General features: G+C 67.0%; 29 protein-coding genes. 14 read left to right on the top strand and 15 right to left on the bottom strand.

Translation table 11 applies throughout. The features are described from left to right. Position 1: 1 nt before the first annotated feature. The 3 genes from K309_RS0100145 to flhC form a co-directional block, all read right to left on the bottom strand. Positions 2-880 (bottom strand): lipid A biosynthesis lauroyl acyltransferase, encoded by an 879-nt coding sequence (locus tag K309_RS0100145; RefSeq protein ID WP_029044514.1) that lies wholly within the window; start codon positions 878-880, stop codon positions 2-4. Positions 881-1,275: 395 nt separating this feature from the next. Continuing rightward, positions 1,276-1,656: a hypothetical protein gene (locus K309_RS0100140; protein WP_029044513.1), complete on the bottom strand. Its 381-nt coding sequence runs from the start codon at positions 1,654-1,656 to the stop codon at positions 1,276-1,278. A gap of 133 nt (positions 1,657-1,789) precedes the next feature. Then, a complete protein-coding gene (flhC, locus tag K309_RS0100135; protein WP_035876450.1) occupies positions 1,790-2,374 on the bottom strand; it encodes a flagellar transcriptional regulator FlhC in 585 nt (194 codons plus the stop codon). A 195-nt stretch (positions 2,375-2,569) separates the two neighbouring features. Here flhC and K309_RS0100130 point away from each other — a divergent pair, with 195 nt between their 5' ends. Both K309_RS0100130 and K309_RS0100125 read left to right on the top strand, forming a co-directional pair. Further along, positions 2,570-2,782, top strand: a complete 213-nt coding sequence (locus K309_RS0100130) for a hypothetical protein (RefSeq protein ID WP_029044511.1) — start codon at positions 2,570-2,572, stop codon at positions 2,780-2,782. A 273-nt stretch (positions 2,783-3,055) separates the two neighbouring features. Further along, positions 3,056-4,006, top strand: a complete 951-nt coding sequence (locus K309_RS0100125) for a BON domain-containing protein (RefSeq protein WP_029044510.1) — start codon at positions 3,056-3,058, stop codon at positions 4,004-4,006. A 72-nt stretch (positions 4,007-4,078) separates the two neighbouring features. Here the strand turns inward: K309_RS0100125 and K309_RS35650 are convergent, their stop codons facing one another. From K309_RS35650 to K309_RS0100110, 3 genes are all read right to left on the bottom strand, one after another. Beyond that, positions 4,079-4,957: an SDR family NAD(P)-dependent oxidoreductase gene (locus K309_RS35650; RefSeq protein WP_232232281.1), complete on the bottom strand. Its 879-nt coding sequence runs from the start codon at positions 4,955-4,957 to the stop codon at positions 4,079-4,081. Between the two features lie 84 nt (positions 4,958-5,041). Next, positions 5,042-5,314: a hypothetical protein gene (locus K309_RS0100115; protein WP_029044509.1), complete on the bottom strand. Its 273-nt coding sequence runs from the start codon at positions 5,312-5,314 to the stop codon at positions 5,042-5,044. 83 nt (positions 5,315-5,397) lie between these two features. After that, positions 5,398-5,889, bottom strand: coding sequence for a flavodoxin family protein (locus K309_RS0100110; RefSeq protein WP_029044508.1), 492 nt, complete (start codon positions 5,887-5,889; stop codon positions 5,398-5,400). A 156-nt stretch (positions 5,890-6,045) separates the two neighbouring features. Between K309_RS0100110 and K309_RS0100105 the strand changes: the two genes are divergently transcribed. Both K309_RS0100105 and K309_RS0100100 read left to right on the top strand, forming a co-directional pair. After that, positions 6,046-6,411, top strand: a complete 366-nt coding sequence (locus K309_RS0100105; protein ID WP_029044507.1) for a DUF2880 domain-containing protein — start codon at positions 6,046-6,048, stop codon at positions 6,409-6,411. 157 nt (positions 6,412-6,568) lie between these two features. Continuing rightward, complete coding sequence (locus K309_RS0100100; protein WP_029044506.1) at positions 6,569-7,051, top strand: DUF1579 domain-containing protein; 483 nt, start codon at positions 6,569-6,571, stop codon at positions 7,049-7,051. Positions 7,052-7,078: 27 nt separating this feature from the next. Here K309_RS0100100 and K309_RS0100095 read toward each other — a convergent pair whose 3' ends face one another. From K309_RS0100095 to K309_RS0100080, 4 genes are all read right to left on the bottom strand, one after another. Further along, a complete protein-coding gene (locus K309_RS0100095) occupies positions 7,079-9,274 on the bottom strand; it encodes a VTT domain-containing protein (protein WP_369796383.1) in 2,196 nt (731 codons plus the stop codon). Between the two features lie 358 nt (positions 9,275-9,632). Then, on the bottom strand, positions 9,633-9,962 hold the full coding sequence (locus tag K309_RS0100090; RefSeq protein ID WP_064737416.1) for a hypothetical protein: 330 nt from the start codon (positions 9,960-9,962) through the stop codon (positions 9,633-9,635). Positions 9,963-10,106: 144 nt separating this feature from the next. Next, positions 10,107-10,304 carry a hypothetical protein gene (locus tag K309_RS0100085; protein ID WP_029044503.1) on the bottom strand — a complete coding sequence of 66 codons (198 nt, stop codon included), beginning with the start codon at positions 10,302-10,304 and terminating at the stop codon, positions 10,107-10,109. Positions 10,305-10,495: 191 nt separating this feature from the next. Beyond that, positions 10,496-10,783 carry a DUF2188 domain-containing protein gene (locus tag K309_RS0100080; RefSeq protein WP_029044502.1) on the bottom strand — a complete coding sequence of 96 codons (288 nt, stop codon included), beginning with the start codon at positions 10,781-10,783 and terminating at the stop codon, positions 10,496-10,498. Between the two features lie 262 nt (positions 10,784-11,045). On the opposite strand from K309_RS0100080, the gene K309_RS0100075 reads away from it, so the two are divergent. Continuing rightward, positions 11,046-11,189 carry an entericidin A/B family lipoprotein gene (locus K309_RS0100075; RefSeq protein ID WP_029044501.1) on the top strand — a complete coding sequence of 48 codons (144 nt, stop codon included), beginning with the start codon at positions 11,046-11,048 and terminating at the stop codon, positions 11,187-11,189. Positions 11,190-11,279: 90 nt separating this feature from the next. Here the strand turns inward: K309_RS0100075 and K309_RS0100070 are convergent, their stop codons facing one another. Further along, entirely contained in the window at positions 11,280-12,284 is a 1,005-nt protein-coding gene (locus K309_RS0100070) for an AraC family transcriptional regulator (protein ID WP_029044500.1), read from the bottom strand. Positions 12,285-12,432: 148 nt separating this feature from the next. Here K309_RS0100070 and K309_RS0100065 point away from each other — a divergent pair, with 148 nt between their 5' ends. Together K309_RS0100065 and K309_RS0100060 are read left to right on the top strand one after the other, a co-directional pair. Continuing rightward, positions 12,433-13,611, top strand: coding sequence for an acyl-CoA dehydrogenase family protein (locus tag K309_RS0100065; protein ID WP_029044499.1), 1,179 nt, complete (start codon positions 12,433-12,435; stop codon positions 13,609-13,611). Beyond that, the gene (locus tag K309_RS0100060; RefSeq protein WP_064737415.1) at positions 13,608-14,201 is read left to right on the top strand and encodes a flavin reductase family protein; all 594 of its coding nucleotides are present in this window, start codon (positions 13,608-13,610) and stop codon (positions 14,199-14,201) included. The genes K309_RS0100065 and K309_RS0100060 overlap by 4 nt, the downstream gene beginning before the upstream one ends. Before the next feature lie 158 nt (positions 14,202-14,359). Here the strand turns inward: K309_RS0100060 and K309_RS0100055 are convergent, their stop codons facing one another. From K309_RS0100055 to K309_RS0100045, 3 genes are all read right to left on the bottom strand, one after another. After that, on the bottom strand, positions 14,360-15,244 hold the full coding sequence (locus tag K309_RS0100055) for a DMT family transporter (protein ID WP_029044497.1): 885 nt from the start codon (positions 15,242-15,244) through the stop codon (positions 14,360-14,362). Between the two features lie 44 nt (positions 15,245-15,288). Then, positions 15,289-16,197 carry a 2-hydroxy-3-oxopropionate reductase gene (locus tag K309_RS0100050; protein WP_029044496.1) on the bottom strand — a complete coding sequence of 303 codons (909 nt, stop codon included), beginning with the start codon at positions 16,195-16,197 and terminating at the stop codon, positions 15,289-15,291. Positions 16,198-16,373: 176 nt separating this feature from the next. After that, the gene (locus K309_RS0100045; RefSeq protein WP_029044495.1) at positions 16,374-16,667 is read right to left on the bottom strand and encodes a CppA family protein; all 294 of its coding nucleotides are present in this window, start codon (positions 16,665-16,667) and stop codon (positions 16,374-16,376) included. Positions 16,668-17,058: 391 nt separating this feature from the next. Here K309_RS0100045 and K309_RS0100040 point away from each other — a divergent pair, with 391 nt between their 5' ends. Further along, complete coding sequence (locus tag K309_RS0100040; protein WP_029044494.1) at positions 17,059-17,244, top strand: hypothetical protein; 186 nt, start codon at positions 17,059-17,061, stop codon at positions 17,242-17,244. 70 nt (positions 17,245-17,314) lie between these two features. Here the strand turns inward: K309_RS0100040 and K309_RS0100035 are convergent, their stop codons facing one another. After that, positions 17,315-17,836, bottom strand: coding sequence for a hypothetical protein (locus K309_RS0100035; protein ID WP_029044493.1), 522 nt, complete (start codon positions 17,834-17,836; stop codon positions 17,315-17,317). A gap of 321 nt (positions 17,837-18,157) precedes the next feature. On the opposite strand from K309_RS0100035, the gene K309_RS0100030 reads away from it, so the two are divergent. The 6 genes from K309_RS0100030 (at position 18,158) to K309_RS39660 (ending at position 24,633) form a co-directional block, all read left to right on the top strand. Next, positions 18,158-18,745 (top strand): hypothetical protein, encoded by a 588-nt coding sequence (locus K309_RS0100030; RefSeq protein WP_029044492.1) that lies wholly within the window; start codon positions 18,158-18,160, stop codon positions 18,743-18,745. Positions 18,746-18,895: 150 nt separating this feature from the next. Further along, positions 18,896-21,217 carry a DUF3141 domain-containing protein gene (locus tag K309_RS0100025; RefSeq protein WP_029044491.1) on the top strand — a complete coding sequence of 774 codons (2,322 nt, stop codon included), beginning with the start codon at positions 18,896-18,898 and terminating at the stop codon, positions 21,215-21,217. Positions 21,218-21,283: 66 nt separating this feature from the next. After that, the gene (locus K309_RS0100020; RefSeq protein ID WP_029044490.1) at positions 21,284-22,222 is read left to right on the top strand and encodes a phosphate acetyltransferase; all 939 of its coding nucleotides are present in this window, start codon (positions 21,284-21,286) and stop codon (positions 22,220-22,222) included. A 4-nt stretch (positions 22,223-22,226) separates the two neighbouring features. Beyond that, positions 22,227-23,417: an acetate/propionate family kinase gene (locus K309_RS0100015; RefSeq protein WP_029044489.1), complete on the top strand. Its 1,191-nt coding sequence runs from the start codon at positions 22,227-22,229 to the stop codon at positions 23,415-23,417. Positions 23,418-23,488: 71 nt separating this feature from the next. Then, positions 23,489-24,271, top strand: a complete 783-nt coding sequence (fabI, locus tag K309_RS0100010) for an enoyl-ACP reductase FabI (protein ID WP_029044488.1) — start codon at positions 23,489-23,491, stop codon at positions 24,269-24,271. A 95-nt stretch (positions 24,272-24,366) separates the two neighbouring features. Beyond that, positions 24,367-24,633, top strand: a complete 267-nt coding sequence (locus tag K309_RS39660; RefSeq protein ID WP_084402316.1) for a hypothetical protein — start codon at positions 24,367-24,369, stop codon at positions 24,631-24,633. The last annotated feature ends 173 nt before the right edge of the window (positions 24,634-24,806 follow it).

The following is a 24,806-nucleotide window of genomic DNA, read 5'->3' as shown; positions in this document are numbered from 1 at the left end:
TTCAGTACACCGGTGCCATGCCGGCGGGGCGGTTCTTGAAGCGGCGGTGGACCCAGTAATACTGCTCCGGCATGGTCGCGATCTGCGTTTCCAGGAAGGCATTCATGCGGCGCGAATCCTCCTCCACGGAGCCGGACGGAAAGCCTTCCAGCGGGTCGAAAATACGCAGGCGATAGCCCCGGTAGTCGGGCAGCACTTCGGTGGTGAACGGCACCACGCGCGCGCCCGTCATGCTGGCCAGCCGCGAGGCCGACGTCAGCGTGCACGCCGGCACGCCGAAGAACGGCACGAACACCGAATCGGGCAGGCCGAAGTCCATGTCCGTCGCCAGCATGACCGGGCAGCCGGCACGCAGCGTGCGCACCACCTGCTTGCCGCTGCCGCTGCGCGGAATCATCTCGGCGCCAAAGCGTCCGCGCTGCGTCCGCGCGATCTCTTCCAGCAGCGGGCTCGACATCTTGGTGTACAGCGATGCGACCGGGTGGCGGATCGAATAGAACATGCACCCGGCTTCAATTCCGACGAAGTGAAAACCCAGGAAGATGGTGGGCTGCTCGGCGCAGGTGGACAGGTCGATGCGGCTGTCCAGCTCGATCAGTTGGTCCAGCCGCCCGGCATCGCCGAACCATTGCACGCCGCGCTCGAGGTAGCTGCGCAAGACGTGGCCGAAATGCCGCCGTGCCAGCTGCTGGCGGCTGGCTTCATCCATGTCGGGGAAGCACAGCGCCAGGTTGGTCAGCACAATGCGGCGCCGGCGGCTGGGGATCTGGTACAGCAGCTTGCCGATCGCCTCTCCCAGGCGCGCCGTCACGCCATAAGGCAGTGCGGCAAACAGCTTGAAGACAGCGACGGTGAGCGCGGCCCGGAGCCGATGGGTCATGTGGATCCTGTGGGGGCGATGGCGGCAGCGCGGCGTCCAGGCGCGCGGCTGCACAGCGATGATTCGGCGCCACGGCAGGTGGCGGGCGAGGGCGGGCGGGGCGCGCGCGGTCGGCAAGAACGATGGCCGGCGGCCCCGGCACGTCAATGGGCGCCGCCTGGTGCGCACTGTGTGCGCGTCGGAAATGGCAAGAAAGATGCCGGAAAGCGGACCATGGCGCGCATTTGCGCTGCCCTGATGCTAAACGCGCACTGTAGCACGTTGCGGCAGGGTGGCTTGTAGCGAGGTGTTACAACGACGACAAGTGCCCGTCACGCACCGCGCGAACGGGCGGGGCACAGGCGCACACGCACAGGCTTACGGCTGCGCTGGCGCCCCGCGGAAGCGCTTCGCCCTCAGTGTTTCAGTTCGCCGAGGTAGTAGTTGATTTCCGCCAGCAGCGTGTCGTGGAATTCCGCCGGCAGGCCCCGGTCGTCGGTCAGCGTCAGCAACTGGTCGACGCGCACGCGGAAGCGCCGCTCCACCCCGGCCTGGGCCGCCGGCGGCAGCCCGGCGGCCAGGGCGCCGAGCAGTTCCCGTATCACCAGCAGGCGCGCGCCGTACTGGACCATGGCATCACCCTGGGTCTTCAGGTTGGTGGCCAGCGGGTCCGGGCTGGCTGGCGCCGCGGGCGCAGTGGGCACGGCGTGCGCGGGCGCCAGGTTGCCTGCATCGTTGGCGGCCTGGGGTGGCGCCGCGGCGCCGAGTATGCGGGACAGCAGGTTGATCCTGAACATCGGCAGGCTCCCCGAGGACAATCGTGAAGACCGCGTGCATGCGCGCGGCTGGCCGGTCTGGCTGACTTGCCTATCTTGGAAGGCCGAGGCGGCGCTGACAGTGCGGCAGGAAACAATGCCCGCCACGGCGCGCTCAGGCCACCGTCCTGCGCGCGGCCGCCTTGCGGCCCTTGCCGGCACGCGCGGGCGGCATGCACAGGCCGCAAACATAGTGCCGGCGCGGGCCATGGGCGTGGACCACGTAGTCGCCTGCGCAGCGCCGGCAGCGCTCCAGCTGCAGCATGCCGTTCTCGTGGAAGCGCACCAGCGTCCAGGCGCGCGTGAAGCTGAGTTCCGCGGTTTCCCCGGTTACGGACAGCTGCTCCCGGTAGACGCGGTAGCCCGACAGCACCGCGCGGATACCCGCCAGCCCGCCGGCGTCGCGCATGAAGCGATAGGCATTGAGCAGCATCGACGCATGCGCATTGGGCCGCCAAGTCACGAACCAGTCGGTCGAAAAGGGCAGCATGCCCCTTGGCGGCGATGCCCCGCGCAATTCCTTGTACAGCCGGACCAGCCGCACGCGCGGCAACGACAGCGCCGATTCCAGCACCTGCAGGCGTGCACCCACCCCGATCAGTTCGATCGCCAGCTGGGTCTGCTCGACGTCATGCAGCACGCTCTTGCCGGGGGACAGTGGGGTCGGGTTTGGCGGGGCCGTGGCGGTGCGCAGATCCATCGTTTCAGGTTGTTTTCGCTAAATTGCGATGGATTTTATGAATCGGGGTGTTGTTATAACTCTGATATGCATCAAACGTCGCTTTTCGGCCGGATGTGTAGGAGAAGTGCCCACACGGTTTAGGACGGACGCCGATTTTTCCCTGGCACCCATGCGCTACGCTTCAGGAACACGTAAACGACTCGGGAGCTACCCATGGCTGCGAACTTCCTCATCAGGCAGACGCCCCAGGGCTGGGAACTGACGGTCGAAAGTGCACGCAAGGGCCTGGTTCATTGCGAGGACCGGGACGTCGCCGTCAATATCGGCAAAGCCGCGGCAAAGCGGCGTGGCGTCGAGCTGCTCATGCAGGAAGACCAGGACGGCAGCGAATCCGCGCTGGGCTTTGCGGAGTCACTGGCAGCCTGAGGCGATGCATCATCGGGGATCCACGCCAGGATCCTCTTGACGAACATCCGGGGTCTCCCAGGCATCGCAAGGATGCCTTACAACGGCGGGCGCTTTTTACAGGGCGCCCGCCGTTGCGTTGGCGTGCGTTGGCTTGCGTTGCATCACAGCAAGCGGCGCCGGGATGTCTGCCTCAGTGGTACGGAACTTGCGCCCTCTGGCAACCGGTGCGGCGCGGCTGCATGCCGGCGCCGCAGTTCCCATCCCGCAGTTCCGATCGGCAGGAGACCAACCATGCATCCATTCCGCAATCAAGGCAGCAGCAGCTCGTGGTGGCGCGACGAAGAGGCGCCGCGCCGCGACCGCGCGGACGACCCGCGCGGCTATGGCGAAGGACGCTACGGGCAGTCGGGCGGGCCGGCCCGCGACTATGGCGAAGGGCGATACGAAGGCCGCCAGCGCCACGGCGGCGATATCCAGGGGCAAGGCTATTACGGCAGCCGTCAGGGCGGCGGCGAAGACTGGCAGAGGTCCGGCCAGCGGGCACCGTGGGACGACGAGGAAGCGTGGCGCGGCAGCGGCTCGGACCAGGGCGGCAACGTGCGCGACGAGTGGGGGGAAAGCCGTCACGGCGGCCAGGCTATGACCGGCCGCCAGGGCGGCACGGGCTCGCGCCGAAGCGAGCATGGCCAGGGTTACGGCATTTCCGATTACGCTTCGCCCGGGCGCAGCGCCGCCGATTTCGGCAGGCAGGGTCCGGGCGAAGGGAGGATTGGCCAGCAGTTGCGCGGGCGCGATCGCGTCGGCCCGAGGGGCTACCAGCGCAGCGACGAGCGTATCCGTGAAGAAATCTGCGAGCGCCTGGCCCATGCGCCCCATGTCGATGTGCAGGACGTCGAGGTCGACGTGGAGGGCGGGGTGGTGCGGCTGAGCGGCAACGTGTGTGATCGCCGCCAGAAGTACTGCATCGAAGACATCGCCGACGACGTGTTCGGCGTGCGCGAGGTCCATAACGGGATCCGGCTCGGCGCTGCGGGACCGTTTGGCGTCTCGGGAATTTCCGAGGGTGCCGGGGATACACGCCGCACCGGTTCCGCCGGGGGCGGGCAAGGCCATGTCAGCGGCGTCAGCAGTGCCGGCAGCGCGACCGGGTCGACCGCCAGCAGCTATGGTGGCGGCATGGAAGCGGGCAGCGGCGGCCCGGGTGCCGGCCGGGACAGCACCGGGGGCACCACGCGCATCTGATTCCCGCGCTTCTGCGCTTCCCGCGCGATGGCACAGGGCTGCGCCGCTGGCGCGGCCCGCTCGCCGTTGCGTTCAAGCGTCGCGGCGCGGCTGGCCAGGTGATGGGGTGTCAGGCGGTTCCTCCGGCGGCAGCCGGTCGTCGGCCTCGCTGCGCGGCTGCGCCATGCGCCGATGCTGCTCGGCCAGCACGTCGGCTGGCGTGACCATGGCAATCGCCGCGCGCAGCTTGTTCTGCCACCCGGTGATGACTTCGCCTTCGCCGCGCATCATCGTATCGAAGCCCATCCGCACGACCTCGCTGGGGTCGGCCTTCTTCTGCTGGCCGATCCTGGTGTCAAGCAGGTCGGCCCGCTCGAAGAACTCCGTCTCGGTTGCGCCGGGCATCAGGCAGGTCACGGTGACGCCGCTGCCCAGCAATTCGTGCCGCAGCGCGTATGAAAACGAATCCAGGAACGCCTTGGTGGCGTTGTAAACCGCCTGGTAGGTGCCGGGCATGAAGCCGGCGATCGAACCCGTGATCAGGATGCGTCCGCTGCGCTGCTCGCGCATGCGCTGGCCCACCCGGTGCAACAGGTGGACGGTGCCCGTCACGTTGGTCTCCAGCACCCGCTGGATGTCGGCAAAGTCCTGGTCAAGGAACGCGTGGCCGAGGCCGCGGCCGGCATTGGCGCAGAGCACGTCGACGCGGCGGTTGTCGAAGGCCGCGCACAACTGCTCCACGCCGGCCGGCGTGGAGAGGTCCGCCACCAGCGCCTCCACCTGGGCACCCTCGTCGCGCAGTTGCACGGCGGCAATTTCGATCTGCGGCTCATCGGCGGCAATGACGAGGTCATAGCCGCGCTGCACGCAGCAGCGCGCCAATTCATAGCCGATGCCTGACGAGGCACCGGTGACTACGGCAAGCAGGCCGGTGCGGACCGGGGAAGGAGAAGGAGACGAAATATCAGCCACGATGGCCTCCGGGACGGGCAGCGGAGGGCATTCTTACCGCCGCGTTGTAAGGTTTAGCGACACATGCCGCCAGCCGGGACTGCCTCAGCCCACTCGCCGCCAGGCATGTATGCCGAACCAGACGCCCAGCAGTGCCACGATCGTCGCCAGCAGGGCCAGCGCCGCGCATGCCGCGGGCGCGAGCGAGCCGAACCACGCAAAGGCGTCGGTGCGCCGCCACAGTACCCAGGCGAGCGTGGCCGCCATCAGTACCAGCGCGGTCTGCGTGAGCGCCTCGACCACGCGCATGGAGCCGCGGGCGGTGCTGTCCAGCGGATCGCGGCGGGCTTCCGCGGCAGTGACTTCGGGATCTTCCATGGCGCTGCGCTCAAGGGGCGGATGCTATTGCCGTGCAAGTCCCGTTCCCGGGCGGAATCACGCAGGCATGGGCCTCAGGCCGCTCAGAAGACTCCCAGCGCCAGGCCCGCCGCCAGGCCTTCGCCCAGCGCCGCGCAACGTGCCAGGTCGTCCGCTTCGACCTGCTTGGGGGCGAGGATGCGCTCCGGCGTCTGCGCGTGCGTGCAGACAATCAGCCCGGGCGCAACGGGGTTGAGGCGCCAGCCCGTGGCGATGCGCTCGACCTGGCGCAGTGCGTTCTGGCCATCACTGCCGGCGCAGATCATGGTGGCGTAGGGGCGGCCGTTGATCCGGTCCAGCGCGGGGTAATAACAGCGGTCGAAGAAGTCCTTCATCATCCCCGCGATGGCGGCGAGGTTTTCCGGCGTGGCGAACAGGTAACCGTCGGCAGCCAGCACATCGTCCGGGCCGGCCTCGGCCGCACGCTTGAGCACGACGACCACGCCTTCCTGTGTGCGCGCCGCCGCCGCGGCGGCCTCGGCCATCTGGCGGGTGCCGCCGGTCATGGTGTGGTAGACGATCAACAGCGTTTTCATGGTGCGAATGGGATGCGCCGGGTCACTGTAGCACGCCGGGAGCCAGTGGCGACCTGGGAACTTTTACAACGCGCCGGCGGACTGACCGGCATGGGCGCCGGCGTTAGAATGTGGCGCCTGTGCAAGTTTACGCCCCCGCTCCCAGGAGTTTCCAAGATGCTTTCGCCGTGCCCGCCGCTGTCTCCGCGTTCCCTGTCCGCCACGCTGGTGCTGGCGTTGTCGCTTGGCTGCGCAGCGGCTGTGCAGGCTGCGGAAGACGCGCCAAAGCCGCGCGGGCGCGACGAGGCACCCGAAGCCCCGATCGCGTGCATGAAGGCGGTCAAGGCCGCGCTGCCCAACCCCGGCAGCTTCAAGTGGGTCAGTGGCAAGACCCGCAAGGTCGCGGAAGACGCCTACAGCGTGGTGGGCGATGTCGAGTACCTCGCGCAGGACGGCGCGGTGCGCAAGGCCAAGGTCCAGTGCGACGTCATGCGTGCGCCCGGCAACCAGTTCGTGGTGCCCAAGGTGCGTCTGCCGCAGTAAATCCAGCCGGACAGTCAGGCAGTGCGCTCCCTGCGCAGCATACGCGGCATCTGGCAAAGAAATGTGGATGCTGTCCATTTCGTTTGCTAGTCTATGTGTACGGCATCCACAAACGCCCGTGCCGGGCGCAGTGGCCGCAAACGCGAGGAGACCCTGCATGAAGACCGAAGCACAGAAGGAACACCGCTGGCTGCAACGGCTGGTAGGCGAATGGATGGCCGAAGGCGAGGCCGTGATGGGACCGGACCTGCCTGCGCAGAAGTGGCACATCCCCGAGCGCGTGACCGCTATTGGCGAGCTCTGGGTACAGGGCACGGCGCAGGGCGACATGCCGGGGTGCGGCCCCGCCACCACTTTGATGACGCTGGGCTACGACCCGGCCCGCAAGCATTTCGTCGGTACCTTCATCGGCTCGATGATGACCTACCTGTGGGTCTACGAGGGTGACCTCGATGCCGGCGGCCAGCAGCTGACGCTGCGCGCCGAGGGACCGGACTGTTCGGGCAATGGCCGCACGGTCCAGTACCGCGATGTGATCGCCTTCAAGGATGACAACGAACGGACGCTGACGTCGTTCATGCAAGGCGAGAACGGCGAGTGGACCGAGATCATGAAGGCCACCTACCGCCGCAAGCGCTAGCGCGGCGACCGTTCCTGAGGCTCAGGTTCAGGTGCGCTCGCCCGCGGCATGGGCGACGCGCGCCATCCGGCGCCCGGGACCGCCTGGCCCGTGATGCTGGTCGTCCTGCTGGTTGTCCGGCGGGCTATCGGGCTGGCCATCCTGTCGATTCACTGGCCGGCGCCGTTCCGCCTTGCGGCGTTCGGCATTGCGCCGCCGCCGGCGCCGCAGCAACAGCAGCAGCGATGCGGGCAGCAACAGCACCAGCGCCAGCAGGGCAAAAGTCGCCAGCCCCGGGTCGCGCGCCGCGGCGGCAACGCGGTCGACCAGGAAGGCCGAGATCGCGATGCCCGGCAGCATCCCCAGCGCCGTGCCTGCCAGGCAGTCGCGCAGGCTGATGCGAGAGGCGCCGACCACCAGGTTGACCAGCGAGAACGGTGCGATCGGCACCAGCCGCAACACCACCATCGCCAGCACGCCATGCCTGCTCAGCTGGTGGCTGACCCGGTTCAGCCGGCGGCCGCCGAAGCGCCGCACGGTATTGCGGCCGAGCAGGCGGCCCGCCAGGTAGCCCGCGCCGGTGCTCAGCATGGTGCCGCCCAGCGCCAGCGCGGCGCCGTAGAGCGGCCCGAACACCACGACGGTCACGAGGATCAGCAGCGTCACCGGCAGCATGGTCACGGCTCCGGCCAGGTACATGCCCATCATCGCCAGCGGCGCCATGGGCATGTCGTCCAGGCGCTCGACGACGGCCAGCAGCGCGCGGAAATCCGCCCATTCACGCAGCGGCGTGTAGCGCCAGGCGAAAGCCAGCCCCGCCAGCCCCAGCGCCAGCGCCACCATCACGCCGACACGGCCCATCACGCGCGGGCGCGCTTCGTGGCTGACGAACTCGGCCAGCACCTGGTCGGTATCGATGGGCTCGATGGGGTCCAGCAGGTGGTCGGCCGGCGAGGCGGCATCAAGGTCGTCCGGGAGCGGCGGCGCGTAGTCTTGCAGCGTGCGGCCATCGGTTCGCTGCAGTGCGCGGATGGCCGCCAGCAGGCTGCGCGTTTCGGCCACCTTGGCCTGGAATGCCTCGGGCGCGACGTCCAGGTGCTCGCCCAGCAGCCGGGCCCGCATCGCCGCGATGGCTTCACGCACGCGCGGGTCGCCGCCCGAGGTCACGACCACGTTGCATTCGGTATCCAGGCCCAACGAACGGTTGCTGAGGTTGGATGAGCCGATGGTCAGGATATCGTCGTCGATCACCGTGACCTTGCTGTGGATGTTGACGCATTCCGGCAGCAGGCCAGGGATCTCGGGGCAGTACAGGTGGAAACGGTCGCCGCTGTCCGCCGCGCGCAGGCGCCGGTACAGGCGCGCGCGCAGCACCCCCATGCTGTGCGCCTCCAGCCAGCCGCTTTCGTTGCGCCGCGACACCAGCACGATGTCCGGCCCGTCTTCTCGCCCCAGCCGCGCGGCCAGCGCCTTGGCGATCTCGCCCGAGCTGAAGTACTGGTTTTCCATGTAGATGCTGTGCCGGGCTGACGCAATGGCGTCGCGCATCAGCCTGCGGATCTCGCTCACGCCTGGCTCGTCCTCGCACACCGGCATGGTGCGGGCAATGCCGACGCGCACGTCGGTCAGTTCCGGCGCCAGGCTGGGCGGCCAGGGATCCGAGGATGTTGCCGCTGGCGGACGCGGCTTGCGCCCGGTCGCGCGCAGCCAGCGCGCCGCGCACAGGATGGCGAGCGCGGTGGCGGCCTCGCCATCGAGGGCGCACTGGACGTCATGGAAAGGCGGATAGGACTTGCCTTCGGCAACGCGCAGCGGCGCGCATGGCGCGTGGCTGTTGTCGTCCCAGCGGCGCAGCGTCAGGTCCAGCCCGCCCACGAAAGCGACCTTGCTGTCGATCACCACCACCTTCTGGTGGTGCGAGGCGCCTGGGGGATGGTTGCCGTCCAGGCGGAACGACAGGTGCCGGTGCGCCTGCCAGTGCGCGCTGGCCGAAGGCAGCCATTCGCGCTCCATCGCCATCACCATGGCGTAGTCCCAGCTCAGGATGTAGATGCGCAAATTGGGACGGCGGTCGGCCAGTGCGCAGAGGAAGTCGCGCAGCCCGTCGGGCAGGCCGTCCTGCGCGCCTTCAGGCACCAGTTCCATGCGGCTGTCGATGTCCCAGCCGAGGATAAAGATGGTGTGCTCGGCGCGCGGCAATGCTTCGCGCAGCGCGCGGAAATAGGCGTCGCCGTCGACGAGCATGGCAAAGCGGCGGCAAGGTTCGACACGCCAGCAGTTGCGCCCCGGTTCCAGCGTAAAGGGAGGCGGTTCATGCAATGGATGCGGAGTGTCCGGCGTTGGCTGCGCCGGGGTGCCGGGCGGATTCGTTGGCCTCATGTCGCGCGCTCACGGGGATAAGCCTTAAGCGTCACGCAAATTCCATACCGGAGGGGCGTGCCGGGAGGCCGGCGAGCGTTGGCGCAATGGAAGCGGCGCACGCCGCTACGGGATTGACGGTGCGGTGGGGCGCTGGATGTGCGGCGCGTGTGCGTCGCTTGTTTTGTTCGCCGTAGCCGCCTTTGTAAGAACCGCACTGCCGGCGAAGCGGCGCCGGCAGTTCTTACGATGCCGGGCGGCGCGCCGGGCGTGCGATGCCCCAGGCGTCTAGCAACGGCTGGAAGTGCGGCGTGTTCTCGCGTACGGCCGGAGTGACCTTGCGCGGCGGCGGCAGCGGCCTGCCGGTCAGTACCAGCAAGGTATCGGCCTGCGCGGCCACATCTGGTTCGCCGGCATAGGCGACCACGCCCATCTGGCGGGCCGATTTCAGGGCGCGGGTCAGTTCCGCGGCACTCAGGCGGCTGGCGGCGGCAAGCCGGTGCCGGGGCATGGGCCCCTTGGCACGCAGGCAGTTCATCAGAGCCAGCACGCATTCCCGGGTGGTTCGATCCATGTCGCTGCGTCAGAGGATTGGTGCATCCGCCTGACCCTTTTCGGGCCATGCCGGATGCGGGAATCCATTCTTTCGCAGGGGTCATATCTTTGCCAACCGGATATGACACTTGTTCACATTTGCGGCGCGTCGTCGGGAACGCCTTCAGTGCCGGGTTTGCGGATCGCCACACGGAAACCGGTGGTCCGGGCCGCCGGCCGACCCGGCGGCGTCGTTCTGGCGGCGCCATCGGCGGACCTGCCTGTCGTGCACGTCGGTGGCCATTTCGCGCAGTTCGGCGATCCTGGCCTCAAGCGGGTCGGGATAGATGTCGAGCGGACGGAACCTGAGGATGCGGGACATGACGGGATCTCTGTAAGTGCCTGTTCTTAGTATTGGCACTGAACCCGTCGATTGCATCCAGCAATTTCCACGCCGTTGATCGATCTGGCTTAATCTTGACTGCGCAATGAACCAGTGAACGATTGCCGGCTACAGCCAGACGGGTGCGAATGCCGGGTGCGGGCCGCCGTTTCCAGTCCGCTGGACCGTATTCAATGCCTGAGGCCGGACATCGTGCTGGCGTCGCGGCAATAGATCTTGCGCTCGCGCACGAGGCCATCGCGCCCATGGATGCACAGTGGCACGCCATCCTGGCGCGCCCGCACCCAGCCCGCGGCGATGGCGGCTTCCTGGGTGGGAAAGTGCAGCGCCGTGGCTTCCTCGCCAGCGCCCATGCCGTCCATGCCTTCGATGGTCAGGGCCCATTCGCCGTCGCGGGCGGCATTGTCGTTGTCGTTCTCGGTGGCGGCAGGAAGCACGTGGATACTGCGTGACGTCATGGTGGTCTCCCAGGGAAGTGGACAAGTGTGGCCCTACATTTCTAAGCGAAGCCGCGCCGCGCGGGTATCGGTCGCTGTCCTACACCGCGCGGACAGGTCGCGCCGTCGGCTGACATCGGGGTAGGACGAAAGCCGACTTTTCGCGCGGTTGCCGGTTGCTACGATCCAATTGCCGGTTGGGCATGAAGCTGCCCGGTCAAGCCATCCCGAGCTATTCCATCCTGCGGCGCATGCCGCTTCCACAAGAAGCAAGGAGATCGTCATGAGAAAGCTATTTGCTCTGTTTGCCCTCGCTGGCGTGATGCTGGTCACGGGTTGCAACACCATGGCCGGTGCAGGCAAGGATATCGAACGCGGCGGCGAGAAAGTGCAAGGCGCGGCGGAAAACACCAAGCAGAAAATGTAATCGCCTGCGGATCGCAGGCGACACGGAGGCCAACGGCCCGTGCCCCAGGCACGGGCCGTTTTCGTTCGCAGGGAATCTCTGAGAGCGGGTCTAATGCGCGGCCGTCACGGCCACGCGCTCTTCGTCGGTGCGGCTGCGGCGCCAGCTCGCCGGCGGCAGGCCGAACTCGCGCTTGAAAGCGCGGCTGAACGCCGCCTCTGAGTCATACCCGACCGCCCCGGCGATTTCGCCGATCGAGCGGTTGCCGCTGCGCAGTTCCGCCGCCGCGGTGCGCAGGCGCCAGTGCGCGAGGTACTGCATTGGCGGCTGGCCGAGCAGGTCGGTAAAGCGCTGCGCCAGCGCCGAGCGCGAGAGCCCGACGTTGCCGGCCAGCTCGTCCACCGTCCACGGGTAGGCCGGGCGCGCGTGCATGCGCGACAGCGCACGCCCCACGTAGCGATCGCGCAGCGCGGCGAGCCAGCCGATTTCGTTTTCCGGCAGCGTGTCGATGCAGCGCCGCACCGCCTGCACGAAGAGCAGTTCCGACAGCTTGGCCAGCACCGTGGCGGTGCCCGCCCGCGGCTCGGCGGCTTCCGATGTGGCGAAGGCCAGCGCGGTGGCAAGCCACGCCGACTCGATGCCGTTGTCGAGTCCCACCTTGAACAGGCGCGGCAGCGAGGTCAGCAGCGGGTTGCCCATGGTGTCGTCGAACCCGAGAAAGCCGCACACCATGCGCGTGGTCTCGCCGCCGCCGCCGTATGACACGCGCATGACTTCGCCCGGGCTGTTGCGCAGCATGTCGGCGACCAGCGGTGCGGACTGCACCGGCTGCAGGTGCAGGTCGCTGCCCAGCACGTGCGGCTCGCCCTGCGGCACCACCAGCAGCTCGCCGCTCTCGACGCGCACGCCCGGCCCCGTGCTTCCGAGAAGACGGGCCCAGCAAACGCCTTCGGTGATCAGGTGGTAGGAGACGACGCGATCGGTGCCGGGCAGGAAGGCGGCGCGCAATTCAGCATCCGCTTCAGACACCAGGCACCACGGCGACTTGAATTCGCCGTTGAGGAAGACGGCGCCGCTCAGTTGCACGGCGCGCAGCAGGTCGGACAAGGCATCCATGGTCACTTTCCTCCAGATCCGGTGTTTCGCGCAAGAAAGCCGGACGCCCGATCATACGGGCAAGGGGACCGGGCTCCGATACTAGCACCGTGCCACGGTGCCGGACAACGACAGCGGGGCACGGTTCAGACAAGCCGGAGACAACACCATGGAAACAGTTACCGCCCCCGATGCCAGCGCAGGTGCGCAGGCCGACTGGCTCGCACTTGCCGCGGCGCTGGGCCGCACCTTCGACACCCGCGCCCCCGAGATCGACGCGAGCGAGCAGTTCGTCAGCGCGAACTACGACGACCTGCGTGCGCACCGATTCTTTGCCGCCGCCGTGCCGCAGGAGCTGGGCGGTGCCGGCCTGTCGCACCAGGAGCTGGGCGCCGTGCTGCGCGAGCTGGGCAAGTACTGCGGATCGACCGCCCTGGCCTTTGCCATGCACACGCACCCGGTGGCCACCGCGGCATGGCGCTGGCGCAACCAGAAGGCGCCGGTGGAAGGGCTGCTCAAGCGCGTGGCGGGCGAGCAGATGGTGCTGCTGGGCAGCGGTGGTTCGGACTGGCTGCAGGGCAGCGGCAAGGCCACGCGTGTCGATGGCGGCTTCCGCGTGGACGGGCGCAAGATCTTCGCCAGCGGCGCGCCGGCGGCGGACCTGTTCATGACCTGCGCGGTGTACGACGATCCCGACGCGGGGCCCACGGTGCTGCATTTCGCGCTGCCGATGAAGAGCCCCGGTGTAAGCGTGATGTCGAACTGGCACACGCTGGGCATGCGCGGCACGGGCTCGCATGATGTGCTGCTCGAAGGCGTGCTGGTGCCCGACACCGCCGTCGCCGCGCGCCGCCCGCAGGGCGTCTGGCATCCGATGATGCATACCGTCTCGATGATTGCGTTGCCGCTGATCTATGCGGTCTACGTCGGCATTGCCGAAGCGGCGCGCGACATCGCGCTGCGGCTGGCGCGGCAGCGCCGCCTCAACGCGCATGCGGTGGAGGCGGCCGGCCGCCTTTGCAACGAAGCGGAAGCCTCGCGCATCGCGCTCGATACGATGTTCGACGCAGCGGCGGGGCAAGCGCCGGGTGCGGTGACCACCAACCGCATCATGTGCGCACGCACGCTGGCGGCGCGCGCGGTGCTGGCGACAGTGGAAGTGGCCATGGACCTGGCCGGCGGCGCGGGCTTCTATCGCGACGCCGGGCTGGAGCGGCGCTTCCGCGATGCGCAGGGCGCGCGCTTCCATCCGTTGCAGGCCGGTGCGCAGCAGGAGTACGCCGGGCGCATGGCGCTGGGCCTGGATATCGATGCGCCTTCCGGCGAGGTGCGGCAGGCCGCGCAATGATGCCCGCACTTGCCCCGCTGCCGTATGCCACCGAGGCCTGCAACGACAGCGGCGGCGATGACCTGGGCGGGGCCTCCGGCGGCATGGGCCACGACGCCGGGGCACGGCGCGCGTTGCGCGACGCGCTCGGGCAGTTCGCCACCGGCGTGACGGTGGTGACCGCGGCCGATGCGGAAGGCAGGCCGGTCGGCGTGACGATCAACGCCTTCACTTCCGTATCGCTGGCGCCACCGCTGCTGCTCTGGTGCCTGGCGTGCGAATCCGGCAGCCTGCCGGCGCTGCGCGCCGCGCCCTGCCATGCCATCAACGTGCTGGGCAGCGGACAACTGGCCTTGTGCCGGCGTTTTGCCGGGCGTGATATCGACCGCTTTGCCGGCGTTGATTGCCGCCCCGGGCCGTGCGGAACAGTGCTGCTGGCCGGCGCGCTGGCGACGTTTATCTGCCGGCACCGCGCGTTGCGCAGGTTCGGCGATCACGTGGTGTTTGTGGTCGAGGTGGTGGCCTACGGCGCGTCGCCCGGTGCGCCGCTGGTGTTCCATGGCGGCGGGTTTGGCGAAGGGATGGCGAGCATCGACGCCGGCGCGGCGTAGTGTCCTGTCCCGCAAATAGCTCACCCTGAAATCGCCCAGTTGTCCGCCATGCGTCGTTGCTCGTCGTTGCCATAGCTACGGCTATGGCGCCTCCTCGCGCCTAGCCTGACGGCCAACTGGACGATTTCAGTTTGGCAAGCTATTTCCGGGACAGGACACTAGCGCAGCACCCTTGCTCCGCGGGACTTGCCGGCAATCACCAGCGCAATGCCGCCGAGCACTGCCACGGCGCTGACGGCGAGCCGTAGCGTCAGCGCTTCATCCAGCAGGACGATGCCGCCCACCGCGGCGATGATCGGCACGCTCAGCTGCACCGTTGCGGCGGTGGCCGCGCGCAGGCGCGGCACCACCGCATACCAGACCACGTAGCCAAGCCCGGACGTCACCGCGCCGGACAGCAGCGCGTACACCAGGCCAGCCTGGTCCAGCGAACGCTGCGCCTGCATCACCGCGGCCAGCGCCAGCGCCAACGGCACCGCGCGCAGGAAATTGCCAGCCGTGGTCGTTACCGGATCGGCATTGCGCCGGCCGTGCAGCGAATAGATGCCCCAGGCGACGCCAGCCAGGATCATCAGCAGCGACGACAACAGCGGCGGCGTGGCCAGTCCCGGCAGCAACAGCCACACCAGCCCGGCAAGCGCGAGCGCCAGGCCGATCCATTGCTGCATGCGCAGCGACTCGCCGGCCGCCAGTCCGTAGCCCGTCATGGTGGCCTGCACGGCAGCGAACAGCAGCAGCGCGCCTGTGCCGGCGCCCAGGCGCAGGTAGGCGAACGAAAACGCCGCGGCATAACAGAACAGCGCCAGCGCGGAGACCCAGTTGCCGGCCAGGGGCGGGAACCGCGCCATGGTGTCAGAGCGCAGCAGACGGTGCTGCACCACCACGATGATCCACAGCACCGCGGCCGCCGCGGTGACGCGCGCCAGCGTAAAGCTGGCCGCGTCGATGGTGGTGCCTTCCAGAGCCAGCCGGCATAGCAGGGAATTGCCGGCGAAGGCCAGCATGGCCAGCGTGGTCTGCAGGACGGTGTTCGCACTCGGCATGCGGGCCAGGGGTCTATGCAGGCCAGACAAAGCGGCGGCCGGGCTCAGGCTGCCGGCGGCGTGTCGCCGATGGCGAACGACGACAGGTGCTCGATTGCCCGCACCAGCGCGGAATGGTCCCAGCCGCTGCCGCCCAGGCCGTCGCACACATTGAACAGCTGCTGGCACGACGCCGTATTGGGCAAGCCCACGCCCAGCTGGCGCGCGGTGGATAGCGCCAGTTCCAGGTCCTTCTGGTGCAAAGCGATGCGGAAGCCCGGATCGAAGGTCCGCTTGATCATGCGTTCGCCATGGACCTCAAGGATGCGCGAGCTGGCAAAGCCGCCCATCAGCGCCTCGCGCACGCGCGCGGGATCGGCGCCGGCGCGCGCGGCCAGCACCAGTGCCTCGGCGACGGCCTCGATGGTCAGCGCCACGATCACCTGGTTGGCCACCTTGGCCACCTGGCCCGCGCCAACTTCGCCCACGCGTACAATGTTCTTGCCCATCAGCTGCAGCAGCGGCAGCACGCGGTCGAACACTTCCTGCTTGCCGCCAGCCATGATAGACAGCGTGCCGGCCTTGGCGCCAACCTCGCCGCCGGACACCGGCGCATCGACATAGTCCACGCCCAGCGCCTCGATGCAGCGCGCGAACTCGCGCGTGGCAATCGGCGAGATCGAGCTCATGTCGATCACCGTGACGCCGCCCGCCGTCTCGGCAAGGCCGTCGGCGACACCTTCCTTGCCAAACAGGACCTGCTCCACGTCGGGCGTGTCAGGCAGCATCAGGATGATGGTTTCCGACTGCCGCGCCAATTCCTCGGCGCTGCTGCATGCCTGCACGCCCGCGTCCAGCAGGGCCTGCGGCACGCCGCTGCGGGTATGGGCGAACACGGTATGCCCGCCGTCGACGATGTGCTGCGCCATGGGCTTGCCCATCACGCCAAGCCCGATAAATCCGATCTTGCTCATGACAGTGTCCGGTGGTTGCGTAGGAGCGCCGCGCATGGGCGGGCGCATAACTCTGATCATAGTCAGTCGCGCGCCGACGAGGCTGCGGATAGGTGCGCCGGCCGGACCAAAGAAAAAGCCCCGAGCCAATGCTGGCAGCGGGGCTTATCGCACGTTGGTGCGCCGCGCTGGCGGGTTCAGCGGCATGCGGCATCCTTGGCCGGATCGCCCGGACGCTGGCCCAGGATCTCGCGGATGCGGGCCAGGTACTGGTCGCCCACGGTCCGGTGCATGCGCGCTGCCTCTGCGGCGAACTGGCGCCGGCCAGGCGGGCGGATGCCGAGGCTGCGGCAGATCGTCGACAGGTAAGGCTTGCGCTCGCGGCCCAGGCGCAGGGCCACGGTCTGCAGCGCGGCATCGCCGATGCGCCCGCGCAGCCAGCCCAGCACCTGGCGGTCGTAGTCGTTTTGCACGCGGATCAGGTGTTCCATGGCCAGACTCCTACTGTTCATCCATACAGGTACTGTAAATATATACAGTATTCTGGTGGATGCAAGAAAAGTCTGTGGCGTTCTGGCTACGAGCTCATATCGGGGCAGGCTTGCTGCTCGGGATGTCGGGCGGGCTGGCTTCCGGCGGGTTGAAGCCGTTGCTGGTGATCTCCTGGCAGCCAGGACACGCCATGGAGTGATCGCGGCGGCGATAGCGAGAGCGCCCGGTGGCGAGGGAAGCCGGTGTAGTACTTTCCCGGCTGTCCCGAATTGCAAAGATTTTGTCTCGGGAAATCAAACGCATGGGCCAGGATTTCCGAAACTGGTGGAAGCCGTCGCTCTCCTTCCACCGTTCCGGCGACGCCCCTCGGATCCCATTCGTGCTTGAGTCATGTTCGCTATCGCTTGCTGGTTGATCTTCTCCATTTCAGTCGGGTTCGTTGCCAATGCGCTGGGCCGCTCCGGTGTCGCCTGGACGGCATTCTCGATGCTGTTCAGCCCGTCCCTTGGCCTGATACTGGTGGCCATCTTTGACAAGAAACGAACCCGCTCCGACGTTTCGCCGCATGTAGCCTGACACTAAAGTTGCTGCCGCAGGCAACATCGGATGCGGCAGGCAAAGCGCGTTAGCGATGCCAAGGCCGTACCTACTTGCTACTGTCGCGCGCGTCGCCTCCGATCGCGTCGACAATGATCATGGTCCGGTCGAGCACGCCGCGTTCATCAAAGTAGGCGCTGAAATGCGCCGGCATGTAAGCACCCGCATAGAGCCGGTAGGACCAGGCTTCGCGCTTCATCAGCGGGTAATACTCGATGGGCTCGCGCGGATGGCCAAAGCGCTCGGCAATATCCTGCTTGGTCCACACCCCGGGGCGCGCCTCGTAAATCTCTTTCTCGGTCAGCATCTGCCGAAATCTTGTCAGCTTGCCGTTTGCGTCGAAGTCTGCCGCGTAGACTTCAAAGCCGAGCGGCTGCTTCGAATAGATCCACCGGGTAGTGCCGTCAGCGAGCTGGAAGGTTTCCGTGGGAGCCCCGAACGTATCTCGCACGGCACTCTGCGGGCCGCCGAGCATCCCCTGTGCCGTTTCAAGGGGCCGAAGGCTAGCGCAGGCGCCCAGCACAAGGGTCGCCAAGATAGCGGTCAAGCAGGCGAACAGGCGATAACGCATGATCATTCTCCAGTCGATTGGTGACTCCGCGCCAGTTCAGCTTAGAGCAGGCAGAGTCCAATCGGATGCTCACTCATTCATTGGGCCTCCCGAGACGGAAACTTTTCTTATCTCATCGTCCGAAAAGATTCAGTACGGCTGCCATCGCGGCTGACGCTAGAGTTTGGAGCTGACACCCTGGACACGCCGCGCGGGCGCATCCCCGACATGTTCCGGAAAAGCCACAAGATCACCGCCCTCGTGCCGAGAGAGCGCTTCACCTGAAGCGAGGGGCGGCAATCCCGGATGAGCGTAGTGCAAACCTGATCAGAGGAAATCAGCATGAAACGGACAACCCTATTGGCTGCGGCGGTGATGGTGGCGGCGGCCGCTTCTGCGTGGGCGCAGCCCGAAACCCGCGTGGGTGTCACGCAGTCACCCGGACAGGCGACAGCGACCGGCACGGCGAAGCTCACCGCCAGGATCGTCAAGATCGATGCGCCGACGCGAACGGTCTCGCTTAAATCCGCCGATGGCAAGACCACGGATCTTGTCGTGGGACCGGAGGCGAGGAACTTCGAGCAACTCAAGGTCGGCGATACCGTCACGATCGAGTACAAGGAAGCGCTGACCATGAGCCTCAAGAAGGGGAAGGGCCCGCTTGCAATGACTGAGCGCGAGATCTCGGACCGTGCCGCGTCGGGAGCCAAGCCAGGCGGCACGGTCGGGCGGGAAGTTACCGTCACAGCGGACGTTGTCGCGGTCAACACCAGCGCCAGGACCGTAACCCTGAAAGGTCCGAAAGGACGCACCGTGGACCTTATGGTGGAGGATCCGGAACGTCTCAAGGAAATCAAGAAGGGCGACCGGGTCGAAGCGGTCTATACCGAGGCCGTTGCTGTGTCCGTCCAGCCGGCCGCAGGCAAGTAGCAGCGCAGGATTATCCCAGGCCAGGCGCGCCAACCATGTGGCCCCCTGGCCCCCTTCTGGTGGCCGCGGTCGGGGCGCGGAATCGTGTCGAACCGGGGCCGCCCCGCTTCCTTGGCTCCCCTGTCACAGAATTGTCTAGCGGAGAACGGCATGGACGCAGCAAAGCAACTGGTTCACGCGCGTGAAGTTGGTCTCAAGACCGGCATGGTGCTGCAAAAGCGGCTGAAGCATGCGCAGGAGGCCTATGGTGGCCGCATGCAGCAAGCCGTTGGAGATCCGGGCACCGGTCCGTCCAGGGCGATGGCCGGCATGGACCCGATGAGCGGCTATGCCTATGCCATCGACAGCATGCAGCGGGCCATCCTGTTCTGGGACACGCTCAGGCAACGGGGCAACAACTTTGTCGAAAACACCATGCAGGGCCTCAAGCCGGTCCTGCATTTCGGCTACGAGACGGTTCTGGATGGGCGCCAGTTCGAACGGCCCGTCAACTATGCGCTTCTGAAGATCACGCCGCCCGATGGCGTGAAGATCGATGACAGCCGCCGCCCCTACGTCATCATCGATCCGCGCGCGGGCCATGGCCCAGGCATCGGCGGTTTCAAGGACGACTCGCAGGTGGGCGTGGCAATGCGTGCGGGTCATCCGGTGTACTTCGTCATCTTCTTTCGCGATCCCGAGCCGGGACAGACCCTGCTGGACGTATGCGAGGCCGAGCAACAGTTCATCAAGAAGGTGCGTTCGCTGCATCCGCACAGCGCCAAGCCGGCCATCATCGGCAATTGCCAGGGCGGCTGGGCTGCGATGATGCTCGGCGCCTCGGACCCGGATGACACCGGGCCGATCGTGATCAACGGCGCGCCGATGTCGTACTGGAGCGGTGCCTGGAGCGAGGGCGAGGGCGACAACCCGATGCGCTATTCCGGCGGGCTCCTGGGTGGAACATGGCTCGCTTCGTACACGGCGGACCTCGGCAACGGCAAGTTCGACGGCGCCTGGCTGGTCCAGAATTTCGAGAACCTGAATCCGGCCAACAGTCTCTGGGACAAGTACTACAACCTGTACAAAAAGGCCGATACCGAGCCGCCGCGCTTTCTGGAGTTCGAACGCTGGTGGGGCGGCTACTACCTGATGAACCGCGAGGAGATCGAATGGATCACGCGCAATCTGTTCGTCGGCAACAGGCTTTGGAGCGGAGACGTCAAGGCGGCCAGCGGCAAGGCGTTCGATCTGCGCGAGATCCGCGCGCCTATCGTCCTGTTTGCCTCGATGGGCGACAACATCACCCCGCCACAGCAGGCCTTCAACTGGGTTGTTGACATCTACGGCAGTACCGAGGAGATCAAGGCTCGCGGCCAGGTGATTGTCGGCATGATGCACCGGAGTGTCGGCCATCTCGGCATCTTTGTCTCCGGCAAGGTCGCGCAGAAGGAGCATGCGCAGATCGTCTCGGTGCTCAAGAGCATCGAACTGCTGCCGCCGGGGCTCTACGGCATGGTTATCCACGAGCGCAAGGGCAGCGAGGGCGTGGAGTATGAGGTTGAACTCGAGGAGCACTCGCTCGAGGAGATTGCCAGCAGGCTCAACCGCTTCGAGCGCGTCGACGAGAAGCCGTTCGAGACGGTCGCCAACCTGTCGGACTTCACGCAGCGCGCCTACGAGCTGTTCGCGCAGCCTTACGTCCAGGCGCTTTCCAATGACATGACAGCGCGCGTGCTGCGCGAATTCCATCCGTTGCGCGTGCAGAACTGGCTGTTCTCGGACCTGAATCCGTGGATGGCGTGGCTTAAGCCAGCCGCCGACATGGTACGCGCCAACCGGCAAGCGCTGGAACCGGAGCATCCGCTGCGGCAGCAGGAGCAGGCAGGCGCGGAAATGCTCAGCGCCGGACTGGACGCATACCGTGCCGTGCGCGATGCGATGACCGAATACACCTTCTTCAATGTGTACGCCAACCTGTTCCCGTTCAAGCCCAGGAGCGAGACTCTCGCCCGCACGGGTGCGCCAGCGGCCACCGCGCCGCAGGACCTGCCGGAAGTCCAGGCGGCGCTGGCCGCCGTGGGAGAGGGCGGATACGCCGAGGCCACGGCCCGGCTGGCATGCCTGCTGAGCCGCAAGGGTGAGCCCCTGCCGCTGTCCCGGCTCGAGTTGCGCAAGGAACTGGTCACGGACTATGCGGATCTGCTGCCGGAACTGGAGCCGCACGCCTGGCGCAAGATCCGCGGCCAGCAGGAACTGATCACGCGGTACGCGCCCGAGCAGGCGCTCGCGGCGCTGCCGGCCTTGCTCAGGCATCAGGCCGACCGCCAGCGGCTGCAGGCGCTGGCGGAGAAGCTGCATGCCGATGAGCGCCTGCTTGGCGCGACGCCCACTGCCGAGCAGGCGGCAATGCTGGAGCGGATCCGCACGGTGCTGGGCGCCAGGCCGGAGCGCGCGCGCGGTGCGGCCGTGCCGCTCAGCCGCGCCTCCTAGCGAGCGGGCAGCGGGCACATGCCGCGCAGCCTACCGAAACCCACGATCCTGGCGCAGGAGTAACCCATGAATGCCAAGCATGAGAAGTACCAGCGTCTGATTGATTACTGCAAGACCATGCCGCCTACGCCAACCGCGGTGGCGCACCCGTGCGACCAGGCTTCGCTGGAAGGGGCGGTAGAGGCCGCCCGGCTGGGCCTGATCGCACCGATCCTGGTGGGGCCACGTTCGCGCATCGAGGACGCCGCGCGGGCCGCCGGCATCGACATCCGCGAGTATCCGATCGTCGACGCCGAGCATAGCCATGCGGCGGCGACTGCCGCCGTGCAACTGGTGCGCGAAAGCAAGGCTGAGGCGCTGATGAAAGGCAGCCTGCACACCGACGAGCTCATGGGAGCCGTGGTCAGGGGCGACAGCGGCTTGCGCACCGCCCGGCGCATCAGCCACTGCTTCGTGATGGATGTGCCCGGGCACGAGGACGCGTTGATCGTCACAGACGCCGCCGTCAATATAGCCCCGACGCTGGCCGAAAAGGCCGACATCCTGCAGAACGCGATTGACCTGGCCCATGCCTTGCGGGTCAAGGAGGTGCGCGTGGCGATTCTTTCGGCGATGGAGACGGTCAACCCCAAGGTGCCATCCACGCTCGATGCCGCCGCGTTGTGCAAGATGGTCGATCGCCACCAGATTACCGGTGCCGTCGTCGACGGGCCGCTTGCCCTGGACAACGCCATCAACCTGGATGCGGCACGGATCAAGAAGATCGATTCGCCGGTGGCCGGGCGCGCCAATGTCTTGCTGGTGCCGGATCTGGACGCCGGCAACATGCTGGCCAAGAGCCTGACCTTCCTGGCCGGCGCCGATGCCGCCGGCATCGTGCTCGGTGCGCGGGTCCCGATCATCCTGACCAGTCGCGCCGACTCCGTCACGACCCGGCTGGCTTCGTGCGCGGTGGCCGCATTGGTGGCCAAGGCACGCCGGGATTCCGGCCAGGTTTCGGGGTGATGCCATGGCCGAACTGATCCTGGTCCTGAATGCGGGTTCGTCGAGCATCAAGTATTGCGCCTATGACACCCATGAGGACGCACTGAGGCTCGTCCTGCGCGGCAGCCTCGAAGGTCTCTATACGGCGCCGGCCTTTCGCGCGACCGACGCGGCGGGCGCCGAGATCGAATCCAGGCGGTGGGACGCCGGCACCGAGCTCGGACACGAAGGGGCCATCGCCTTCCTGGCGGACTTCCTGCGTGGCCACGGGGAAGGGCATACGCTGAGCGCGGTGGGGCACCGGGTGGTGCATGGCGGGGTACGCTTCACCCAGCCGGCAAGGGTGACCGATGCGCTGCTGGCCGAGCTGGACACGCTTTGCCCGCTCGCTCCCTTGCACCAGCCCCACAACCTGAAGCCGATCCGCATCCTCGCCGAGCGGCGTCCGGAGCTTCCGCAGGTCGCCTGTTTCGATACCGCCTTCCACCGGGCGCAGCCGGAAGTGGCACAGGCATTCGCCTTGCCGGCGGAGATCACCGCGCGCGGCGTCAGGCGCTATGGCTTCCACGGACTGTCCTACGAGTACATCGCCAGCGTCCTCCCAAGTGTCGATGCGGGCGCTGCCGCGGGCCGCACGGTGGTGGCGCACCTCGGCAACGGCAGCAGCATGTGCGCGCTGGTGGCAGGGCGCAGCGTCGCCAGCACCATGGGCTTTACCGCGGTGGACGGCCTGCCGATGGGGACCCGATGCGGCAGCCTCGATCCGGGCGTGATCCTGTACCTGATCAGCGAGCTGGGCATGGATGCCCACGCCATCGAGGACATGATTTACCGAAAATCCGGGCTGCTTGGCGTCTCCGGCTTGTCGAGCGACATGCGCGCGCTGCTCGCCAGCGACGATGCGCAGGCCCGCTTTGCGGTGGAGTTGTACACGTACCGCATCGCCCGTGAGCTTGGCTCGCTGGCCGCCGCCGCGCAGGGGCTGGACGCGCTGGTCTTTACCGCAGGCATTGGCGAGCATGCCGCGCCGATCCGCGAGCGCGTATGCCAGCTGGCGGCATGGCTGGGGGTGAGCGTCGATTCTGCGGCAAACGCCAGCGACGGGCCGCGCATCAGCCCGGCTTCGGGCAAGGTCCCGGTCTGGGTCATCCCGACCAACGAGGAGCTGATGATTGCCCGGCATACCAGGGAGGTCCTCGCAGCGCCCGCACAATGATCGCCGCCGTTGCCGATCAGGGACCGGCATGGTCCGACGGCTCACTGGCAATGATGAATCCGGAGAGTGACATGACTGCAGTGCAGCAACATCCGATCCTCGCCAACGCCCGCGCACTGGTCTGCGGGATTGCGAACGAACATTCCATTGCCTATGGGTGCGCCAAGGCCTTCCGCGAGCTGGGCGCGGAGATCGCGATGACTTATGCCGGCGAAAAGGCGCGCCAGTATGTCGAGCCGCTCGCGCAGCAGCTTGACGCTTCCATCTTTCTCCCGCTGGATGTCACGAGCCAGGCGGAAATGGACGCGTTGTTCGCGCGAATTGCAGAGCAATGGGGAAAGCTCGACATCCTGGTGCATTCGGTCGCCTGGGCGCCGAAGGAAGATCTGCAAGGCGGCCTGCTCGATTGCTCCGCCGAAGGCTTTGCCAGGGCCATGGATGTGTCCTGCCACTCCTTCGTGCGCATGGCCCGGCTGGCAGCGCCGCTGATGGCCGATGGCGGCACCATGCTTACCATGAGCTACCACGGCGCCAACAAGGTTGTGCCGAACTACAACGTCATGGGTCCGGTGAAGGCGGCGCTGGAAGCGGTGTCACGCTACCTCGCGTACGAGCTGGGCCCACGCGGCATCCGCGTGCATGCGATCTCGCCCGGGCCGCTGCAGACCCGCGCAGCGTCAGGGCTGAAGGGATTCGACCTGATGCTTGCCGACGCCGTGGAGCGCGCTCCGCTAGGCGAGCTGGTCGACATCATGGATGTCGGGTACACCTGCGCCTTCCTGGCTACGCCGTACGCCCGGCGGCTGTCGGGCGAAACGCTGTATGTGGATGGCGGCGTCAATATCATGGCGTGAAACGGGGGCTATGCGCGACCGTACCAGCTAGCCAGGCTTCCATGCGGAAACTAAAGTAGTTTGACGGAAGAAGGGTGATCCATCGGGGAGGTGATATGCGCCATTACTATTCTGTGCGGCTGATTTCTCTGGTGGCAGCTTCGGTGCTTGCCAATGCCACATTTATCAGCGTGTCATGGGCGACGGAGCAGGCGCAACAGCGCCGTGCCGGCCGTGACGTTCGCCAAGAAACACGCCAGGACTCCAGGCAGACAAAGCAGGACTGCCGTGCCGCCAACCAGCAAAGCAATGCCAATTGCCGGCAAGACAAGCGTCAAACCAAGCAACAGGGCCGCGAGACCGCTCGGGACATTAAATATTAGAAGCCGGGCGGCGCTCGCGCTCGCATCCCTGGGCTATGCAAGCCCCGGCCGACAGGCAATCCACCCAAGTTACTGTAAGCATCAACAAGCCTTATAAGCGGCATGTCGATGAGGCTTTGGGCGAGGCGGACGAGGTTTGTTGCGATCCGGTCGCACGCGATGGGCACGTGTTG

This window comes from Cupriavidus phytohabitans (genome assembly GCF_000426345.1).
GTDB lineage: Bacteria > Pseudomonadota > Gammaproteobacteria > Burkholderiales > Burkholderiaceae > Cupriavidus.
The sequence above is the reverse complement of the archived record's forward strand: the minus strand, read 5'-3'. Positions and strand labels throughout refer to the sequence as shown.

Bases quoted from the DNA above. Each gene is read 5' to 3' on its own strand.
- K309_RS0100045 (WP_029044495.1), bottom strand. From the start codon at position 16,667: ATGGAACACCTGATCCGCGTGCAAAACGACTACGACCGCCAGGTGCTG.
- K309_RS0100095 (WP_369796383.1), bottom strand. From the start codon at position 9,274: ATGCTCGTCGACGGCGACGCCTATTTCCGCGCGCTGCGCGAAGCATTG.
- K309_RS0100140 (WP_029044513.1), bottom strand. From the start codon at position 1,656: ATGTTCAGGATCAACCTGCTGTCCCGCATACTCGGCGCCGCGGCGCCA.
- K309_RS0100130 (WP_029044511.1), top strand. From the start codon at position 2,570: ATGGCTGCGAACTTCCTCATCAGGCAGACGCCCCAGGGCTGGGAACTG.
- K309_RS0100055 (WP_029044497.1), bottom strand. From the start codon at position 15,244: ATGCCGAGTGCGAACACCGTCCTGCAGACCACGCTGGCCATGCTGGCC.
- fabI (WP_029044488.1), top strand. From the start codon at position 23,489: ATGACTGCAGTGCAGCAACATCCGATCCTCGCCAACGCCCGCGCACTG.
- K309_RS0100030 (WP_029044492.1), top strand. From the start codon at position 18,158: ATGAAACGGACAACCCTATTGGCTGCGGCGGTGATGGTGGCGGCGGCC.
- K309_RS0100040 (WP_029044494.1), top strand. From the start codon at position 17,059: ATGTTCGCTATCGCTTGCTGGTTGATCTTCTCCATTTCAGTCGGGTTC.
- K309_RS0100125 (WP_029044510.1), top strand. From the start codon at position 3,056: ATGCATCCATTCCGCAATCAAGGCAGCAGCAGCTCGTGGTGGCGCGAC.
- K309_RS0100075 (WP_029044501.1), top strand. From the start codon at position 11,046: ATGAGAAAGCTATTTGCTCTGTTTGCCCTCGCTGGCGTGATGCTGGTC.
- K309_RS0100060 (WP_064737415.1), top strand. From the start codon at position 13,608: ATGATGCCCGCACTTGCCCCGCTGCCGTATGCCACCGAGGCCTGCAAC.
- flhC (WP_035876450.1), bottom strand. From the start codon at position 2,374: ATGGATCTGCGCACCGCCACGGCCCCGCCAAACCCGACCCCACTGTCC.
- K309_RS0100115 (WP_029044509.1), bottom strand. From the start codon at position 5,314: ATGGAAGATCCCGAAGTCACTGCCGCGGAAGCCCGCCGCGATCCGCTG.
- K309_RS0100020 (WP_029044490.1), top strand. From the start codon at position 21,284: ATGAATGCCAAGCATGAGAAGTACCAGCGTCTGATTGATTACTGCAAG.
- K309_RS0100110 (WP_029044508.1), bottom strand. From the start codon at position 5,889: ATGAAAACGCTGTTGATCGTCTACCACACCATGACCGGCGGCACCCGC.
- K309_RS0100065 (WP_029044499.1), top strand. From the start codon at position 12,433: ATGGAAACAGTTACCGCCCCCGATGCCAGCGCAGGTGCGCAGGCCGAC.
- K309_RS0100035 (WP_029044493.1), bottom strand. From the start codon at position 17,836: ATGCGTTATCGCCTGTTCGCCTGCTTGACCGCTATCTTGGCGACCCTT.
- K309_RS0100080 (WP_029044502.1), bottom strand. From the start codon at position 10,783: ATGACGTCACGCAGTATCCACGTGCTTCCTGCCGCCACCGAGAACGAC.
- K309_RS0100105 (WP_029044507.1), top strand. From the start codon at position 6,046: ATGCTTTCGCCGTGCCCGCCGCTGTCTCCGCGTTCCCTGTCCGCCACG.
- K309_RS0100090 (WP_064737416.1), bottom strand. From the start codon at position 9,962: ATGGATCGAACCACCCGGGAATGCGTGCTGGCTCTGATGAACTGCCTG.
- K309_RS0100025 (WP_029044491.1), top strand. From the start codon at position 18,896: ATGGACGCAGCAAAGCAACTGGTTCACGCGCGTGAAGTTGGTCTCAAG.
- K309_RS39660 (WP_084402316.1), top strand. From the start codon at position 24,367: ATGCGCCATTACTATTCTGTGCGGCTGATTTCTCTGGTGGCAGCTTCG.
- K309_RS0100085 (WP_029044503.1), bottom strand. From the start codon at position 10,304: ATGTCCCGCATCCTCAGGTTCCGTCCGCTCGACATCTATCCCGACCCG.
- K309_RS0100015 (WP_029044489.1), top strand. From the start codon at position 22,227: ATGGCCGAACTGATCCTGGTCCTGAATGCGGGTTCGTCGAGCATCAAG.
- K309_RS0100050 (WP_029044496.1), bottom strand. From the start codon at position 16,197: ATGAGCAAGATCGGATTTATCGGGCTTGGCGTGATGGGCAAGCCCATG.
- K309_RS0100145 (WP_029044514.1), bottom strand. From the start codon at position 880: ATGACCCATCGGCTCCGGGCCGCGCTCACCGTCGCTGTCTTCAAGCTG.
- K309_RS0100100 (WP_029044506.1), top strand. From the start codon at position 6,569: ATGAAGACCGAAGCACAGAAGGAACACCGCTGGCTGCAACGGCTGGTA.
- K309_RS0100070 (WP_029044500.1), bottom strand. From the start codon at position 12,284: ATGGATGCCTTGTCCGACCTGCTGCGCGCCGTGCAACTGAGCGGCGCC.